General features: G+C 66.7%; 14 protein-coding genes. 8 read left to right on the top strand and 6 right to left on the bottom strand.

Features of this window, described 5'->3' with window-relative positions; all coding sequences use genetic code 11:
• The first annotated feature begins 22 nt into the window (after window positions 1–22).
• From R4P95_RS29450 to R4P95_RS29440, 3 genes are all read left to right on the top strand, one after another.
• On the top strand, window positions 23–721 hold the full coding sequence (locus R4P95_RS29450) for a TetR family transcriptional regulator (RefSeq protein WP_213576311.1): 699 nt from the start codon (window positions 23–25) through the stop codon (window positions 719–721).
• Window positions 722–883: 162 nt separating this feature from the next.
• Complete coding sequence (locus R4P95_RS29445) at window positions 884–2,044, top strand: acyl-CoA dehydrogenase (protein ID WP_109333462.1); 1,161 nt, start codon at window positions 884–886, stop codon at window positions 2,042–2,044.
• A gap of 75 nt (window positions 2,045–2,119) precedes the next feature.
• Window positions 2,120–2,968, top strand: coding sequence for a 3-hydroxybutyryl-CoA dehydrogenase (locus tag R4P95_RS29440; RefSeq protein WP_109333464.1), 849 nt, complete (start codon window positions 2,120–2,122; stop codon window positions 2,966–2,968).
• On the opposite strand, the gene ubiG is transcribed toward R4P95_RS29440, so the two are convergent.
• A complete protein-coding gene (gene ubiG / locus R4P95_RS29435) occupies window positions 2,965–3,789 on the bottom strand; it encodes a bifunctional 2-polyprenyl-6-hydroxyphenol methylase/3-demethylubiquinol 3-O-methyltransferase UbiG (protein WP_317747322.1) in 825 nt (274 codons plus the stop codon). The two genes, R4P95_RS29440 and ubiG, sit on opposite strands and share 4 nt — an antisense overlap.
• Here ubiG and R4P95_RS29430 point away from each other — a divergent pair.
• From R4P95_RS29430 to R4P95_RS29415, 4 genes are all read left to right on the top strand, one after another.
• Window positions 3,782–5,155 carry a hypothetical protein gene (locus tag R4P95_RS29430; RefSeq protein ID WP_317747323.1) on the top strand — a complete coding sequence of 458 codons (1,374 nt, stop codon included), beginning with the start codon at window positions 3,782–3,784 and terminating at the stop codon, window positions 5,153–5,155. The two genes, ubiG and R4P95_RS29430, sit on opposite strands and share 8 nt — an antisense overlap.
• A 14-nt stretch (window positions 5,156–5,169) precedes the next feature.
• A complete protein-coding gene (locus tag R4P95_RS29425) occupies window positions 5,170–6,429 on the top strand; it encodes a serine hydrolase domain-containing protein (RefSeq protein WP_317747324.1) in 1,260 nt (419 codons plus the stop codon).
• Window position 6,430: 1 nt separating this feature from the next.
• Window positions 6,431–7,900 (top strand): MFS transporter, encoded by a 1,470-nt coding sequence (locus R4P95_RS29420; protein WP_317747325.1) that lies wholly within the window; start codon window positions 6,431–6,433, stop codon window positions 7,898–7,900.
• A gap of 65 nt (window positions 7,901–7,965) precedes the next feature.
• Complete coding sequence (locus tag R4P95_RS29415; protein WP_317747326.1) at window positions 7,966–8,409, top strand: RNA-binding S4 domain-containing protein; 444 nt, start codon at window positions 7,966–7,968, stop codon at window positions 8,407–8,409.
• On the opposite strand, the gene R4P95_RS29410 is transcribed toward R4P95_RS29415, so the two are convergent.
• The 4 genes from R4P95_RS29410 to R4P95_RS29395 all read right to left on the bottom strand — a co-directional run bounded on the left by R4P95_RS29410 (window position 8,380) and on the right by R4P95_RS29395 (window position 13,284).
• Complete coding sequence (locus R4P95_RS29410; RefSeq protein WP_213576305.1) at window positions 8,380–9,294, bottom strand: diacylglycerol kinase; 915 nt, start codon at window positions 9,292–9,294, stop codon at window positions 8,380–8,382. The two genes, R4P95_RS29415 and R4P95_RS29410, sit on opposite strands and share 30 nt — an antisense overlap.
• Window positions 9,291–10,871, bottom strand: a complete 1,581-nt coding sequence (locus tag R4P95_RS29405; protein WP_317747361.1) for an FAD-binding oxidoreductase — start codon at window positions 10,869–10,871, stop codon at window positions 9,291–9,293. Before R4P95_RS29405 ends, R4P95_RS29410 begins: the two co-directional genes overlap by 4 nt.
• 89 nt (window positions 10,872–10,960) lie before the next feature.
• The gene (locus tag R4P95_RS29400; protein ID WP_317747327.1) at window positions 10,961–12,229 is read right to left on the bottom strand and encodes an MFS transporter; all 1,269 of its coding nucleotides are present in this window, start codon (window positions 12,227–12,229) and stop codon (window positions 10,961–10,963) included.
• Between the two features lie 44 nt (window positions 12,230–12,273).
• Window positions 12,274–13,284 carry an aldo/keto reductase gene (locus R4P95_RS29395; protein WP_397517772.1) on the bottom strand — a complete coding sequence of 337 codons (1,011 nt, stop codon included), beginning with the start codon at window positions 13,282–13,284 and terminating at the stop codon, window positions 12,274–12,276.
• A 125-nt stretch (window positions 13,285–13,409) separates the two neighbouring features.
• Between R4P95_RS29395 and ilvD the strand changes: the two genes are divergently transcribed.
• Complete coding sequence (gene ilvD, locus R4P95_RS29390; protein ID WP_317747329.1) at window positions 13,410–15,104, top strand: dihydroxy-acid dehydratase; 1,695 nt, start codon at window positions 13,410–13,412, stop codon at window positions 15,102–15,104.
• Window positions 15,105–15,172: 68 nt separating this feature from the next.
• On the opposite strand, the gene R4P95_RS29385 is transcribed toward ilvD, so the two are convergent.
• A complete protein-coding gene (locus R4P95_RS29385) occupies window positions 15,173–15,826 on the bottom strand; it encodes a S1 family peptidase (RefSeq protein WP_213576302.1) in 654 nt (217 codons plus the stop codon).
• Between the last annotated feature and the right edge of the window lie 147 nt (window positions 15,827–15,973).

Raw genomic sequence — 15,973 nt, 5'->3', positions numbered from 1 at the left:
GGCACCGATGGATACTGAGGCCATGCCCGAGCGACTCGACACCCCAGGGATCGATGCGGCGGACTTCCGGGTCCATGTCGTCACCCAGGCCATTCGTCTCTTCGCCGAGAACGGCTACGAGGCCACGACCGTCGAGCAGATCGCGACGGCCGCGGGCGTGTCCCGCCGCACCTTCTTCCGTCAGTTCCGCTCCAAGGAAGACGTGATCTTCGCCGACCACGAATCGTTGCTCCAGCAGGCGGGCGACTACCTGACGTCGGAATCCGACGACCCGTGGGCGGCGGTCTGCAGCACCGCCTGCCTGGTGTTCGACCGGTTTCAGGAGAACCGGGAACTGTCCGAGCGCCGGTACCGGGTGGTGCAGCGCGTCCCGGCGCTGCGCGACCGTGAGATCGTGACCGGCGTGCGGTACGAGCGACTGTTCGTCGACTACCTCCGGAACGTGGTCCCTACCGAGCCGGTGTTGAAGGTGATCGGGTTCGCGGCCGCCGTCACCGCGTGCCACAACCATCTCCTGCGGAACATGATCAAGGGTGACCCGGCGGCCACCGCCGATGCGCTGGAGCGCGCCCTGCTCGACGTTCGGCGGACGTTCGGGGTCGCCGCGGGCGCACCGTCGCGGGAACAGAATGCGGTTGTTGTCGTGTCGTATCCGCCGGGGACCCCGGTGGACACAATTACGGATGGCATCGCGGCGCAGTTGTCGCAGCGTCATCCCTGAGGCGCCCGTCACTCTTGACTGGCACTCAGTGCCGTGGTTGACTGCACGGTACTAGCAGTACTATGCCCGACGACGAACATTGTGGCACGCGTGGCCGAAGGTAGGCCTGGCACGGAGTGCCGCTCGAGTTCGATGCCGTTGCAATCGACAAGGAGCGCCAACATGGCCGGAAATCCGGACTTCGATCTGTTCAAGCTCGCAGAAGAGCACGACGAACTGCGGTCCGCGATCCGCGCGCTCTCCGAGAAGGAGATCGCGCCATACGCGAAGGAAGTGGACGAGGACTCGCGGTTCCCCGAGGAAGCGCTCACCGCTCTCGTGAACTCGGGATTCAACGCCATTCACGTTCCGGAGCAGTACGACGGCCAGGGCGCCGACTCGGTCGCCACCTGCATCGTGATCGAAGAGGTCGCCCGCGTCTGCGGCTCCTCCTCCCTGATCCCTGCAGTGAACAAACTGGGCACCATGGGCCTGATCCTCAACGGCTCCGAGGAACTCAAGCAGCAGGTGCTGCCGCAGCTGGCTTCCGGTGAGGCGATGGCCTCGTACGCACTCTCCGAGCGCGAAGCCGGATCGGACGCGGCGAGCATGCGCACCCGCGCGAAGCAGGAGGGTGACGACTGGATCCTCAACGGGTCCAAGTGCTGGATCACCAACGGCGGCAAGTCGAGCTGGTACACCGTCATGGCCGTCACCGACGCCGACAAGGGTGCCAACGGCATCTCCGCGTTCATGGTGCACAAGGACGACGAGGGCTTCGTCGTCGGCCCCAAGGAGAAGAAGCTCGGCATCAAGGGCTCACCCACCGCGGAGCTGTACTTCGAGAACTGCAAGATCCCCGGAGACCGCATCATCGGCGAGCCCGGCACCGGCTTCAAGACGGCGCTGCAGACCCTCGACCACACCCGGCCGACCATCGGCGCGCAGGCCGTCGGCCTCGCGCAAGGCGCTCTCGACGCGGCGATCGCGTACACCAAGGACCGCAAACAGTTCGGCAAGTCGATCAGCGACTTCCAGGCCGTGCAGTTCATGCTCGCCGACATGGCGATGAAGGTCGAGGCCGCGCGCCTCATGGTGTACACCTCCGCCGCCCGCGCGGAGCGTGGCGAGAAGAACCTCGGTTTCATCTCCGCCGCCGCCAAGTGCTTTGCGTCGGACGTCGCCATGGAGGTCACCACGGACGCAGTCCAGCTGTTCGGTGGAGCCGGCTACACCACGGACTTCCCTGTCGAACGCATGATGCGGGATGCGAAGATCACCCAGATTTACGAAGGCACCAACCAGATCCAGCGCGTCGTCATGTCGCGTGCCCTGTTGAAGTAGGCGGCTACGCCGCCCGTGAGTGGTTAGCGAGTCTCTGGACTCGCTAACCACTCACGGGCATGACTAAGGAGAATCGTGGAACTAGTAGGAGTGATCGGCGGTGGCACCATGGGCGCCGGCATCGCCGAGGTATGTATCAAGGCCGGTAGCTCGGTGCTGATCCTCGAAACCAAGCAGGAGTACGCCGAGGCCGCGCAGGGCCGGATCGAGAAATCGCTGGCCCGAGCGGTGAAGGCGGGCAAGCTCGACCAGGACGCCGCGGACGCCGCCCTCGCCCGCGTGCGCGTCACCCTCGACATCGACGACTTCGCGGACCGCGACCTCGTGATCGAGGCCGCACCGGAGATCGAGTCGCTCAAGGTCGACATCTTCCAGAAGCTCGACAAGATCGTGAAGCCGTCCGGCATCCTGGCGTCGAACACGTCGTCCATTCCGCTGATCAAGATGGCCAACGCCACTCAGCGCCCCGGACAGGTCGTCGGTATCCACTTCTTCAACCCGGTTCCGGTGATGCCGCTGGTCGAGATCGTGGTCAGCCTGGTCACCTCCGAGGAGACCGTCACCGTAGTCACCGACTACGTCAAGAACACCCTGCGCAAGAAGACGGTGCGTGCCGGCGATCGCGCGGGATTCATCGTCAATGCGCTCCTCATCCCGTATCTCACGTCGGCGGTCCGCATGCTCGAGTCGGGCTACGCCACCGCCGAGGATATCGACGAGGCGATGAAGGGCGGCTGCGGCTACCCGATGGGTCCGCTGACCCTCATCGACACCGTCGGCCTCGACATCACGCTGGCCGCGGCGGAGTCGCTGTATGCCGAGTTCGCCGAGCCCCACTACGCCCCGCCGACGCTGCTCAAGCGCAAGGTCGATGCGGGACACCTGGGCAAGAAGAGCGGCAAGGGTTTCTACGACTACAGCTAGTTCCGCGTCTGCGGGAGCCCGTCGCGACGTCGCGGCGGGCTTTCGCCGTTCTTGACCGCGTACCCCATGTAGGAGATGGCGGTGCTGCGCACCTGCCCGAAGTCGAGTCGCCGGCTCAGCTCCCCGTAGCTCAGTGTTCGCCCGCCTGCCCGGGCGAGGTCGAGGAGGCGCAGTGGATTTTTCGACCGCGGCCCGAGTCCGACGACCTCTCCGAGTCGCAGCCCGTGCCGCTCCATCACGGATTCCAGTTCCTGCGGCCGCACGCACATGGACCAGTCGTGGATGGGTGTATCGAACATTCTGGTCATACGCCATTCCTGCATGATCTTGATGGCAACCAGTTTGCTGACGAAGGTCCGGTTGATGGTGTCGAACAAATACAGACCATCCGGCTTCAGCGCCCTGGCCGTCTCGGCGATCACGCCGTCGAGATCGGAGACGTGTTCGAGGACATCGCAGCAGTAGACGACGTCGAACGAGGCGTCGGGCACCGGCAATTTCTCCCCGGCACCGATGCGGTACTCGATATCCAGGGCGGCGTCGGTGGCGTGCCTGCGCGCCGTAGCGATCGACACCTCCGACGGGTCGACCCCGACCACCCGGAAACCGATGTGGGTGAACTCCTCGGCGAGGAATCCGCCGCCGGAGCCGACGTCGAGCGCGCAGAGGCCGCGATAGTCGGACCCCAGATGCTCGGTGAGCACCGTGCGGAAGTATGCGAAACGTCCTGGCGTGAGGCTGCCGTGCAGCAAGTTCAGTGGGTTGTCCTCCTCCCACCACGACTCGCCTCGACGGTTGTAGACGTCGTTGTCGATGACCACGGACCACCTTCCCGACCCAGGACGCACGAAGACACGGTCCACCCTTCCCCTGCGCGTCGATCTCTTCAACCCGGCGGGTGTGCGCGATGCTCGTTCCATGACAATCCGGGCCGCACACGTCGGCATGGTGCTGGGTGGGTTCGCCGTCGGCGTGGCGTCGACCTCGCCGATGCCCACCGAATACGCGTTCGTGATCGTGGGCTCCCACGACGGGACGCTGTACACCAGCGGCGTCGTCGGCGCAGTCCTCGGCGCGCTCGTCGCCGTGGTGGTGGCTGCACGCCTGCGCGCCCGACTCGGCCTGGCGATGTCGGCAGTGTCCGGCCTGACGCTTCTGGCGATCGGCCCGGTGGTCGGGTCTTCACCGGTCGTGCTGTACACCAACGGGATCGGTGTGGGACTTCTGCTGGGCGGATTGGCGGGTCTGTCCGGCGCGAGCGACCGCGCCCGACTCCAGACCGCCCTCGCGGCGGGCGTGGTCGGCGGGTTGCTCCTGGCAGGACCACTCGACCAGTACCGGCACTCCACCGCTGTGCCCACGAGGTATGCGGACTACCTACTCGAGCCGCCGCACAACACGGATCTGCTTGCCCTGGCGTTCCTCGCCGTGACCGCGATCGTGGTCATGGTCGCGCTGCAGTCCGGCGACTTCGACGCGTCGTCGGAGTCCTCGCCCGACCGCCCCACCAGGCCGCTGGTGGTCGGATTGGTCCTGTCGGTGCTCGGACTGCTCCTGTACTGGCAGCTCGTCCGGGCGATCGATGCGCTGGGTACCGGCCCCGCAGTGCAGGATCGGTGGATACTCGGGGTCGCTCTGGTTCCGGTCGTCATCGCCGCGGCAGTGTGGTTGGAGAACCGCACCGGAACAGTGCTTCTCGCGGCGACGGCGTTCATCGCGGCGAGTGAGGGCGCGCAGACGGCCTGGTTCACGGATTCGTGGCTGTGGTTACTCGTTCCCGCCGCACTCGTGGCGTTCGGCGCGGCACTCGGCCGGATACTGCCCCAACCCTTGTTCGGCATCGCGGCGCTCGCCCTCGTGGCGGTGTCGGCGGTCTTCGACACGGCGCCCTGGGACAATCTGCACACCGGTGCCGTGGTGCTTCTGCTGCCGACCGCCGCCGCGTTCACCCTGACGGCGAGCCTGCCGTCGAGCGCCCCCGTGGTGACCACGTCGCTGGCTGGACCGGCGGCGTTCGCGATTCCCTTGACAGCCGATTTCGGTTGGACCGCCTATGCGCCCCTGAAGGGAGGCGATTCCGCGTTCGAACCGAGCGCGTGGGACGGAATGTCGACCGTGGCTCCGGTGGTCGCGGTGGTGGCGTGCGGGCTGGCGATCGCCTATCTCCAGCGCCGACCTGCCCGATAGTGCCAAGCTGGTTCATGGCACTTCATCGGCGGGCTTTCCTGTTGGCGTGCGTCCTCGCTCTGGGAGCTGCGTGCACGACCACCGATCCGGCGTCGGGCCCGGCCACCTCGGCGAGCGCAGCCGCGTCCGGAACGGAATCCGCAGATCCGGCGCAGGCGGCCGGGGTGATGACGATCGTGCGCGACGCGATGGCGCAAGCCCACCTACGGGCGGTGATCGTTCGTGTCACGGTGGACGGCAAGGAAATCGTCACCGAGGCCGTCGGCGAGTCCATGACGGGAGTGCCGGCCACCACCGACATGCACTTCCGCAACGGCGCGGTAGCCATCTCGTACGTGTCCACGCTGCTGCTCCAACTCGTCGACGAGAAAAAGGTGAGCCTCGACGACAAGGTGTCGACGTGGCTGCCCGACATTCCCCATACCGACCGCGTGACGCTCCGTCAGCTCGCCCAGATGACCTCGGGCTACGTCGATTACGTGCTCGGCAACACCGACTTCGACAAGGCAATCTACGCCGACCCCTTCCATAATTGGACCCCCGAAGAACTCCTGGCCTACTCCACCTCCAAGCCACTGCTCTACGAGCCCGGAACCAACTGGAACTACGCCCACACCAATTACGTCATTCTCGGGTTGGCGCTCGAGAAGATCACCGGTCAGCCGATGACGACGCTCATGCAGGACAAGGTGCTCGGACCACTCGGCCTGGACAACACCACGGATCCGGGGACGGCGGCGATCACCGAACCGGTCCTGCACGCGTTCTCGTCCGAGCGACGGGAGGCACTACAGATTCCACCCGGCACCTCGTTCTACGAGGAATCGACATTCTGGAACCCGTCGTGGACGATCACCCACGGCGCCATCCAGACCTCGAACATCTACGACCTCCACGACACTGCGATAGCAATCGGCACAGGCACACTCCTCTCCCGCGAGTCGTACGAGGCCATGACCTCGACGGACCTGCGGGGCAAGACGACCACCCTGCCCGGCTGTCCCACATGCTTCCCGCAATCGGACGACTACACCTACGGGCTCGGGCAGCCCATCGTCGGCAACTGGTTGATGCAGAATCCCCTCTTCAGCGGATACGCGGCGGCCGAGGCGTACTTGCCGTCGAAGAAGATAGCGATCGCCGTGGCCGTCACCTACGACCAAGCCGCGTTCGACGACACCGGTGCGTACAAGAACGAGGCCGATATTCTGTTCCGGAAAATCGGCGCGTATCTCGCTCCCGACGACGCTCCGGGCATTCCGGCCGGAGCCTGACATGGCGGCGGCTCTCCGATTGAACACACGACAGGGCCGTTGGGTTGTCGTCGCCACCGTCCTCGGCTCCGGCCTTGCCCTTCTGGACGGCACGGTGGTGAATATCGCGTTGCCGCACATCGGCGAGGATCTCGGGTCGGGTGTCGAGGGTTTGCAGTGGACCCTCAGTGGTTACACCCTGGCGTTGGCGTCCCTGATTCTGCTGGGTGGGGCTCTCGGCGACCGCTGGGGCCGTAGACGTGTCTTCGTCTGGGGGACAGTATGGTTCACCGTGGCGTCGGTGCTGTGCGGCCTCGCGCCCGACATCACCTTCCTGGTGGTCGCCCGCATTCTTCAGGGAATCGGAGCCGCGCTGCTGACTCCGGGAAGTCTCGCCTTGATTTCGGCGTCCCTGCACGAGGACGACCGCGGTGCGGCGATCGGACTGTGGTCCGGACTCGGCGGGGTAGCCGGGGCGATCGGGCCGTTGCTCGGCGGGTGGCTGGTGGAAGTGGCGGGGTGGCGATCCGTTTTCTTCCTGAACGTTCCCCTGGCCGCCGTGGTCATCTGGGCGTCTATTCGCCACATACCCGAAAGCCGCGACCCTCATCCGCCGGATCATCTGGATGTCCTCGGGTCGGCGTTCGCGGTGCTCGGGCTGGGCGCCCTCACCTACGGGCTGATCGAAATGAATCCGATCGCCGGTGTGGGCGGGGCCGTGGCGCTCACCGCATTCGTCGTGGTGGAACGCCGATCCCCCGATGCCCTCGTGCCGCCCGCGCTTTTCAGGTCCCGCATGTTCGTGGCAGCGAACCTGGTGACTTTCGCCGTATACGCGGCTATCGGTGGGGTCTTCTTCCTGTTGGTGATGCAGCTTCAGCTAGTGGCGGGTTATTCGCCGGTCGCCGCCGGCCTTGCCACCATGCCGATCACCCTCGCAATGCTGGCCCTCTCCTCCCGCGCCGGTCGCTATTCGCAGAAGCACGGTCCCCGACTGCCGATGACGGTCGGCCCCGCGCTCGCGGCCATTGGCCTACTCCTCATGACACGGATCGGGTCCGAGGCGTCGTACTGGTCCGACGTCCTGCCCGGCGTGATCGTGTTCGGACTCGGACTGTCGGCCATCGTCGCCCCGCTGACCACCGCGGTTCTCGGGTCGGTTCCCGTCGAACAGGCCGGTATCGCGTCCGGGGTCAACAACGCCGTGGCGCGCACCAGCCAGCTACTCGCCGTGGCCGCGCTGCCGGGCCTCGCCGGGATCGACGCTGCCAGCCTGGCCGAACCCGACAGCTTCTCGCAGGGCTTCCGGATCGCGATGTACCTGTGCGTCGCCATGCTCGTCGTCGGCGTGATCATCGCAGCCGCCCTCATCCGCACGCCGGCGGCGCCGGCACAGGTTCCCCCAGATTCCGTTGCCTGCCAACCACATTGCGACGTCACCGGCCCCGCGGTACAACCGACCACTATCCGGTCCGGTACTGGTCCGGAATGACCCGCGGTCCGGCCTTGCCCTGCGCTCGCAGGTACCAGTTGTGGAATGAGGGCCTCCGCTTATCGATGTCCGACCTCTCGTATCCTGTTCGCGTGGTGATTTCCGGTACCGACCCCGCGAGCGTGCGCGTCGACAGCTGGACCTGGGCGGTCCGGCTGTTCAAGACGCGCTCGGCGGCAGCTGCGGCGTGCCGGTCGGGGCACGTGCGGGTCAACGGCTCCCCGGCCAAGCCTGCGCAGCCGGTAAAGGTGGGCGACGAGGTCCGTATTCGCGCCGCCGGAATCGAGCGCATCGTGGAAGTGACCCGCCCCATCGCCAAGCGAGTCGGTGCTGTCATCGCCGCGGAGTGCTACACCGACAACACACCGCCACCTCCTCCTCTCGAGGTTCTCGCCTCTCTTCCCCGACGCGACCGCGGGGCCGGCCGGCCGACCAAACGCGAACGTCGGGAGATGGATCGGCTCCGTGGGATGACGGACTCAGACCGGGGTGTGGCTGAGGATGTGTAGCGCGCCGGGCACGGCCTCGATCGTTACCGGGAGCGGACCGACGCGGTCACCGTCCGCGTAGGCCGTGATGCCGTCGCACCGCAACCGCACCGTCCGCGAACGGTAGGTCTGCACTTCGGGAAGATCGACATGGGTGCCCTTGTAGACCCTGGGGAACAACCGGACCAGTCGCGCCCGTGATCCGTATCCCACCACGGTGACGTCGAGAAGGCCGTCGGCCTTGTTCGCTCGGGGGCAGATCTGCATTCCACCGCCATAGGATCGGCCGTTGCCCACCGCAACCAACGTGGCGTCCACCTGCACGGTGGCATCGTCCAGTTCGATCGAATAGTCCAGGGGACGAAGCCGCGTGAGCTCCGCCAGCATGGCCAGGTTGTACCGCATCGGCCCCTTGGGCCACGTCATCCGATTGGCCCGATCGGTGACGAGCGAATCGAAACCGCTCGCCACCACCGTGCCCGCCCAGACGACCGCCCCATCCGTGAGCGTGATCCGGGCGAGATCCGACTCCTGGACCTCACCGTCCGCGATCACATCGGCCGCCGCGACCGGATCGCCGACGGGAACCCCGAACTCGCGCGCATGATCGTTTCCGGTGCCTGCGGGGATCAGTCCGATCGGTGTTCCCGACCGGGCCGCGGCCTGCAAGCCGATGCTGATCGCACCGTCCCCACCGACGACGACCAGTGCATCGGTGCCGTCATCGATGGCCCGGCGGGCGAGCGTGCGCGCATGCTCGGCGTCGGTCCCGATGATCTCGGTGACCGTCACACCGCGTTCACGCAGCCGCGCCACGCCCTTACGTCCGGCAACCGGGGCGTGGCCGTGCCCGGCCAGCGGGTTGATCAGGACCGTGACCCGCTCGACGGTCTTCGTCGTGCTCACGGAATCAACTTTCCGGGGTTGAGGATTCCGGCCGGGTCCACGGTATCCTTGATGGCCCGCAGGATGGTGACCCCGAGGTCGCCGATCTCCTTCCGCATCCACGGGCGGTGGTCGACGCCGACCGCGTGGTGATGCGTGATGGTCCCGCCGGCGGCGACGATCGCGTCACCCGCAGCGGTTTTCGCTTGTCGCCACTGTTCGAGTGGGTCCGCCGCCTGAGCGCAGACCACGGTGAAGTACAACGAGGCCCCCGTCGGATACGTGTGGGAGATGTGGCACAGGACGAGCGGTGGAGTGCCCTGCTCGGACAGCGCCGAGGTGAGCGCCGCCGTGACCGCAGCACGGAGCGCGGCGAGATTGCCCCAGTGCGTGGAGGTTTCGAGGGTTTCGCAGAGTGCACCGGCGTCGAGCAGGGAGTCGCGTAGATACGGTGCATCGAAACGTCCGTGCTCCCAGCTGTTCCCGGGATCCGCCCCCAATGACGTGCCACCGTGCGCCCGCAGCACCGCGCGAGCCTCGGCCACCCGCTCGGCGGTGTGCGCGGCGGTGCCTTCGAACGTGGTGATCGCCAGGCAGCCACCGGCGACGGCCTCGTCACCGATCTTGTCCGTGGTCGCCAGATTCACACCGGTTTCGGCCTCGTCCGACAGTCGCAGCACGGTGGGAACAGCGCCCTCCTGCCGCAGGGCGCGCAGGGCGGCGGCGCCCGTGTCGAAGTCGGGGAAGTTCCAGCCCTCACGGACGGTCGACTCGGGAACGGCATGCACCCGCACGCGCACCCGGGTGATCACGCCGAGAGTTCCCTCCGAGCCAACGAACAACTCCCCCAGGTCCGGTCCCGCAGCGGACGCCGGCGCCCGACCCGTGTCGAGAATCCCGGCAGGAGTGACGACGCGCAGCCCCTCCACCATGTCCTCGAACCGCCCGTAGCCGGCGGACGCCTGCCCCGAGGACCGGGTCGCCGCGAAGCCGCCGATGGTGGCGAACCGGAAGCTCTGCGGGAAGTGCCCCAGCGACAAGCCGTGCACCCCCAACAGCTCTTCGGCATGCGGTCCCGTCACACCGGCGCCCAGTGTCGCGACACCGGACTCGGCATCGAGGTCGAGTAGGGTGTCGAACCTCCGCAGATCGAGCGACACGACGGCGGCGTATCGGTCGCGCACCGGATCGAGACCGCCCACGACGCTCGTGCCGCCCCCGAACGGCACCACGGCGACCGCGTTGTCCGTGCAGTAGCGCAGCACTTCACCCACCTCGTCGTCGGTTCCCGGGGTGATCACTGCGTCTGGCGCATCCTGTGGTTCCGAGCTGCGACGACGCAGCAGGTCGAGAGTGCTTTTTCCGCCGGCACGCAGAAGGCGATCGGTGTGCGCGGTACTGCAGAACCGCTCCCCGACGATGGTCGCCAGGGCAGCCTGGTCCTTCTCGGACAGGGCGCTCGGCGCGAGGACGACGTCGTCCGGGTCCCGCTCCGGAGCCTCGGTGATCGACACCCCCAGCGCCTGCTGCAGCAGCGCTTTGATCCCGTCGGAGAGAACCTTCCGCTTCTCCGGCGCACCCCAGGCATCCCACTGCATCGGGGGTGCCGTCATGACGGCCTGATCATCCGATCGCTCATTGCTCATGCGTTATAGTGTTACACATCATGTAAGAGTGTAACTAGGCTTCAGCGTCGACCGCGCTCCCGCCACACCTGCCGGATGGGTCGCAACACCAGTCCCATCTGCCTGCGGGTCTTGCCGCGGGTCACCAGCACACCGATGATCGCGACCGCCCAGACCGGGTACTGCACCAGCCAGGCCACGCGGAACGCCGCGAACGAGTACCCGCCCATCGCGTCGAGGATCAGCCCCATCGCCTGAATGACCAGCAACGAAGCGAGGAAGCCGCCGATGTTGACCATCCCCTGTGCGGTACCCATGCTCGTGCTCGGGTTGAACATGCGGGCGTAGTCGAACCCGATCATCGAACCGGGACCGCCCACCGAGACCACCACCACGAGCAGGACCAGCATCCACATCGGCGCGGGCTCCGAAAGAGCGAGGACCGCCGTCCACATCGCGGCGTTGCTGATCATGATCGACAACACGAGGTATGACCGGCGCATGGGGAAACGTCCACTGAGGACGCCGATGATCGGTCCCGCGACGATCGCCGAGATCACCGACAGGGTGAGCAGCGAGCCCGCCTCCGCCGCTGATAGACCCTGCGCAGACCGCAGGTACGGCACCCCCCACAGCAGCGCGAACGTGGTCATCGAGAACTGCGTGCCCATGTGCGTGAAGAAACCGAGCCGAGTGCCGGGACGCGCCCACACGGTTCTGATCTGCCGCCCCACCTCCCGCAGTCCCGCGGGCGCGGCCACTACCTCGAGGCCGGGCGGCGAATTCCGGATCACCGAGACGGCCAGCACGAACGACAGCAACCCCAGTGAGGCGGCGCTGCCGTAGGCGAAGTTCCATCCGGGACCGTTGAGCAACAGCATCAACGGCAATGCCGACAGGATCTGGCCGATCTGCCCGAAGATGCCGGTCAGCTGGGACACCAGCGGGACGCGTCGCGGCGCAAACCATTGCGGCACCAGACGCAGCACCGAAATGAACGTCATCGCGTCACCGATCCCGACGAGCACCCGCGCGGCGATGGCGATCGGCAGCGATTCGGTGACCGCGAGAAGCATCTGCGCCGACGCCATGATGAGGGCGCCGGACGCGATCATGCGCCGCGAACCGTACCGGTCGAGGAGTACTCCCGCCGGAATCTGCATTCCCGCGTACACCACGATCTGCAGTACGACGAAGCCGGAGAGCACGCTCGGACTGATCGAAAACCGTTCGGTCGCAGCGAGACCCGAAACACCGAACGAGGTGCGGTGGAGGACGGCGACGATATAGGCGATGACCCCGACACCCCACACCAACCACACTCTGCCCATCGCAGATCAAACTACTCCCCGGCGACCGTTACCCGCCGGTTGCGCTACTCCCGCCCGAAGGACACCCACTGGGGATCGGCCGAGCGGTGGCCGACGGTGAGATCGGCGAGCAGGTCGAGACGGGCGATCTGGTCGTCGGTGAGCGTCAGCGCGAGCGCACCGGCATTCTCGGTGACGCGGGCAGCGAACCGGGTCCCGGGAATGGACACCGTCGGCAGCCCGAATGCGCGTCCTTTCGCGTCGAGCCACGCCAACGACACCTGGGCGGGGGTCGCCTCGAGTTCGGCGGCCACCTCGCGAATCACATCGAGCACCTTCGAGTTCGCGGTCAGTGCGTCGTCACCGAAGCGCGGGAAGCGCCGGCGCAGGTCGTGCTCGCCCAGGGCGGTCGGGTCGTAGGTGCCGGTGAGGAAGCCGCGCCCGACCGGCGAGTACGGGACGAATCCGATGCCGAGCTCTGCCGCTGCAGGGACGACGTGCCGTTCCACGTCGCGGCTCCAGATGCTCCACTCGCTCTGGATCGCGGCGATAGGGTGCACTCCCGACGCTCGCCGCAGTTCGTCCCCGGTGGCCTCGGACAGTCCGATGTGCCGGACCTTGCCTGCGGCGACCTGTTCGGCGATAGCCCCGACGGTCTCCTCGATCGGCACGGTCGGGTCGACGCGGTGCAGGTAGTAGAGGTCGACGTGGTCGACACCGAGCCGGGCCAGCGAAGCCTCGAGCGCCTGCGCCACGTACTCGGGCTTGCCGTTGATGCCGCGCTGACCGTTGGCGATGTTGCCCACGAGACCGAACTTGGTGGCCAGTTGCACTTCGTCGCGGCGCTCCCTCAGGACCTCGCCCACCGCCACCTCACTGGCACCTCCGCCGTACACGTCGGCCGTATCGATGAACGTCACACCGATGTCGATTGCATGGTGCAGGGTCGCGAGGGCTTCACCGGGATCCACGGGTCCGTACACCGGGGCGACGGACATGGCGCCGTATCCCTGCGCACTCACGGTCAGCCCGTCGGACAGTTGCACGGTGGGGAGGGAGTTACTCATGCCGACCATCTTTACCGACTGCGTTGCACCGTGCACCCTCTGGGATCGGGCTGATCGATATGCGGGTCGGGTAGCTCCGGCCTGCCACCGGATTCGGGCGACCGGGCTGTCGGCGCACGCCTAGGCTGTGACTCATGACAATCTCGGATCCGAAACCCCGCAGCCGCGACGTCACCGACGGACTGGAGAAGACCGCAGCCCGCGGAATGCTCCGCGCGGTGGGCATGGGCGACGACGACTGGGGGAAATCGCAGATCGGCGTCGCATCGTCGTGGAACGAAATCACCCCCTGCAATCTCTCGCTCGACCGCCTCGCGAAGTCGGTGAAGGACGGGGTTCATTCCGGCGGTGGATACCCGCTCGAGTTCGGCACCATCTCCGTCTCCGACGGGATCTCCATGGGGCACGAAGGCATGCACTTCTCCTTGGTGTCGCGCGAGGTGATCGCCGACAGCGTCGAAACGGTCATGCAGGCCGAGCGCCTCGACGGTTCGGTCCTCCTCGCCGGGTGCGACAAATCGCTGCCCGGGATGCTGATGGCCGCCGCACGGCTCGACCTGGCCAGCGTCTTCCTCTACGCCGGTTCCATCCTGCCCGGTATCGCGAAACTGTCCGACGGCAGCGAACGACAGGTCACCATCATCGACGCGTTCGAAGCAGTCGGCGCCTGCTCCCGCGGACTGATGAGTCGGGAGGATGTCGACACCATCGAGCGCGCCATCTGTCCCGGCGAAGGTGCTTGCGGCGGAATGTATACCGCCAACACCATGGCCAGTGCCGCGGAAGCACTGGGTATGTCCCTTCCCGGCAGCGCCGCTCCCCCGGCGACGGACCGCCGCCGCGACGGCTTCGCCCGGCGCAGCGGCGAAGCGGTGGTCGAACTGCTTCGCCGGGGCATCACCACCAGCGACATCCTCACCAGAGAGGCATTCGAGAACGCGATCGCCGTCGTCATGGCGTTCGGTGGATCCACCAACGCCGTCCTGCACCTCCTCGCCATCGCTCACGAAGCCGGGGTCGAACTGACCCTCGACGACTTCAGTCGGGTCGGAGCGCGTGTCCCGCACCTGGCGGATGTCAAACCGTTCGGCTCGCACGTCATGACGGATGTCGACCACATCGGTGGTGTTCCCGTCGTCATGAAGGCACTCCTCGACGCCGGACTCCTCCACGGCGACTGCCTGACGGTCACCGGCAAGACCATGGCGGAGAACCTCGCGGACATCGCGCCTCCGGACCCGGACGGCAAGGTGCTCCGCGCGATGAGTTCACCGATCCACCCGACCGGTGGCATCACGATCCTGAAGGGGTCACTCGCACCCGGGGGTGCCGTGGTGAAGTCGGCGGGTTTCGACTCCGACGTGTTCACCGGCACTGCCCGCGTCTTCGACCGCGAGCGAGCCGCCATGGACGCCCTCGAGGACGGCACCATCACCAGTGGTGACGTGGTCGTCATCCGCTACGAGGGACCCAAGGGCGGTCCCGGAATGCGGGAGATGCTGGCCATCACCGCCGCGATCAAGGGCGCCGGCCTCGGCAAGGACGTGCTGCTCCTCACCGACGGCCGCTTCTCCGGCGGCACCACCGGCCTGTGCGTCGGCCACGTCGCACCCGAGGCAGTCGACGCCGGGCCCATCGCCTTCGTTCGCGACGGCGATCAGATTCGGCTCGATGTGGGCACCGGAACGCTGGACCTGCTCGTCGATGAAGACGAACTCACCGCTCGGAAGAACGGGTGGGAGCCGCTCCCGCCGCGCTATACGCGTGGCGTTCTGGCCAAGTACACCAAGCTGGTCGGCTCCGCTTCCGGCGGCGCTGTCTGCGGCTAGGCGCTCCGCGCCCGTGAGTGGTTGACGAGTCCAGAGACTCGTTAACCACTCACGAGCGCCAAAGGCGCCTAAATGGGCCGGAAGCCTGCGCCCGGACCGCCGCTCGCATTCATGTCGCCGACGATCACCGACATGTTGGTTCCGATCTCCGGGCCGATGCACGGGGCAGCCAGATACGCATTCACCATGGCAACGAGGGTGGTACCGACGACCAGCGGTGCACCGGAATCGCCCTCCACCACGCACGCCTGCGTCCACGTCTCCTGGGTTTGCATCAGGTCGCCGTACACGATTCCGCAGGTGTTGCCGGTGGTTCGTCCTTCCTTGCATGCGACCTGCGGGAAGCTGGCCGGGGCACCGATCTGGGTGATGGTGACATTGCCGACCCGGTTGACCGGCACCACCTTCCCCCGATCGAACTGGATCACCGCATAGTCGAGCGCCGGGTTCGACTTCACGAACGTGCCCACCACTCCGGTGTCCAACGCAGCTTCGGAGACCACGGTGGAACCGACATCACCACAATGGCCCGCCGTCACACCGACCAGGCGACCGCCGCTGTCATTCCCGATCGTGGTGAGCGTGCACACCAACTCGTCATTCACCACGATCCCCGACCCACCCCCGAGGACCGCCGGGGGCACGGCCGTCGCGATACCACTGCCTAGAAAACCCAGAATTCCCACCGTGGCTGCAACAACCGCCGCGAATCGTTTCAACATCGTTCGAACCTTCCCGGAAAATGAGCCCCGACGGCCGCGTGTCTCCCCATAAGAATCCCACCCCGCCCATTGCGCGCGTGGGGGAATGCGACGGAGAATCGCGGCCGCCAGCCAGCTCACTCCCCGGCGCCGAGCGCCACAGCTCAC

It is taken from the genome of Rhodococcus sp. IEGM 27, from assembly GCF_033142305.1.
GTDB classification, from domain to species: Bacteria; Actinomycetota; Actinomycetes; order Mycobacteriales; family Mycobacteriaceae; genus Rhodococcus_F; species Rhodococcus_F oxybenzonivorans.
This window is presented reverse-complemented; position numbering and strand designations above follow the sequence as displayed.

Bases quoted from the DNA above. Each gene is read 5' to 3' on its own strand.
- R4P95_RS29450 (WP_213576311.1), top strand. From the start codon at position 23: ATGCCCGAGCGACTCGACACCCCAGGGATCGATGCGGCGGACTTCCGG.
- R4P95_RS29445 (WP_109333462.1), top strand. From the start codon at position 884: ATGGCCGGAAATCCGGACTTCGATCTGTTCAAGCTCGCAGAAGAGCAC.
- R4P95_RS29430 (WP_317747323.1), top strand. From the start codon at position 3,782: ATGACCACGGACCACCTTCCCGACCCAGGACGCACGAAGACACGGTCC.
- R4P95_RS29425 (WP_317747324.1), top strand. From the start codon at position 5,170: ATGGCACTTCATCGGCGGGCTTTCCTGTTGGCGTGCGTCCTCGCTCTG.
- R4P95_RS29420 (WP_317747325.1), top strand. From the start codon at position 6,431: ATGGCGGCGGCTCTCCGATTGAACACACGACAGGGCCGTTGGGTTGTC.
- R4P95_RS29415 (WP_317747326.1), top strand. From the start codon at position 7,966: ATGTCCGACCTCTCGTATCCTGTTCGCGTGGTGATTTCCGGTACCGAC.
- R4P95_RS29405 (WP_317747361.1), bottom strand. From the start codon at position 10,871: ATGCAGTGGGATGCCTGGGGTGCGCCGGAGAAGCGGAAGGTTCTCTCC.
- R4P95_RS29400 (WP_317747327.1), bottom strand. From the start codon at position 12,229: ATGGGCAGAGTGTGGTTGGTGTGGGGTGTCGGGGTCATCGCCTATATC.
- R4P95_RS29395 (WP_397517772.1), bottom strand. From the start codon at position 13,284: ATGGTCGGCATGAGTAACTCCCTCCCCACCGTGCAACTGTCCGACGGG.
- ilvD (WP_317747329.1), top strand. From the start codon at position 13,410: ATGACAATCTCGGATCCGAAACCCCGCAGCCGCGACGTCACCGACGGA.
- R4P95_RS29385 (WP_213576302.1), bottom strand. From the start codon at position 15,826: ATGTTGAAACGATTCGCGGCGGTTGTTGCAGCCACGGTGGGAATTCTG.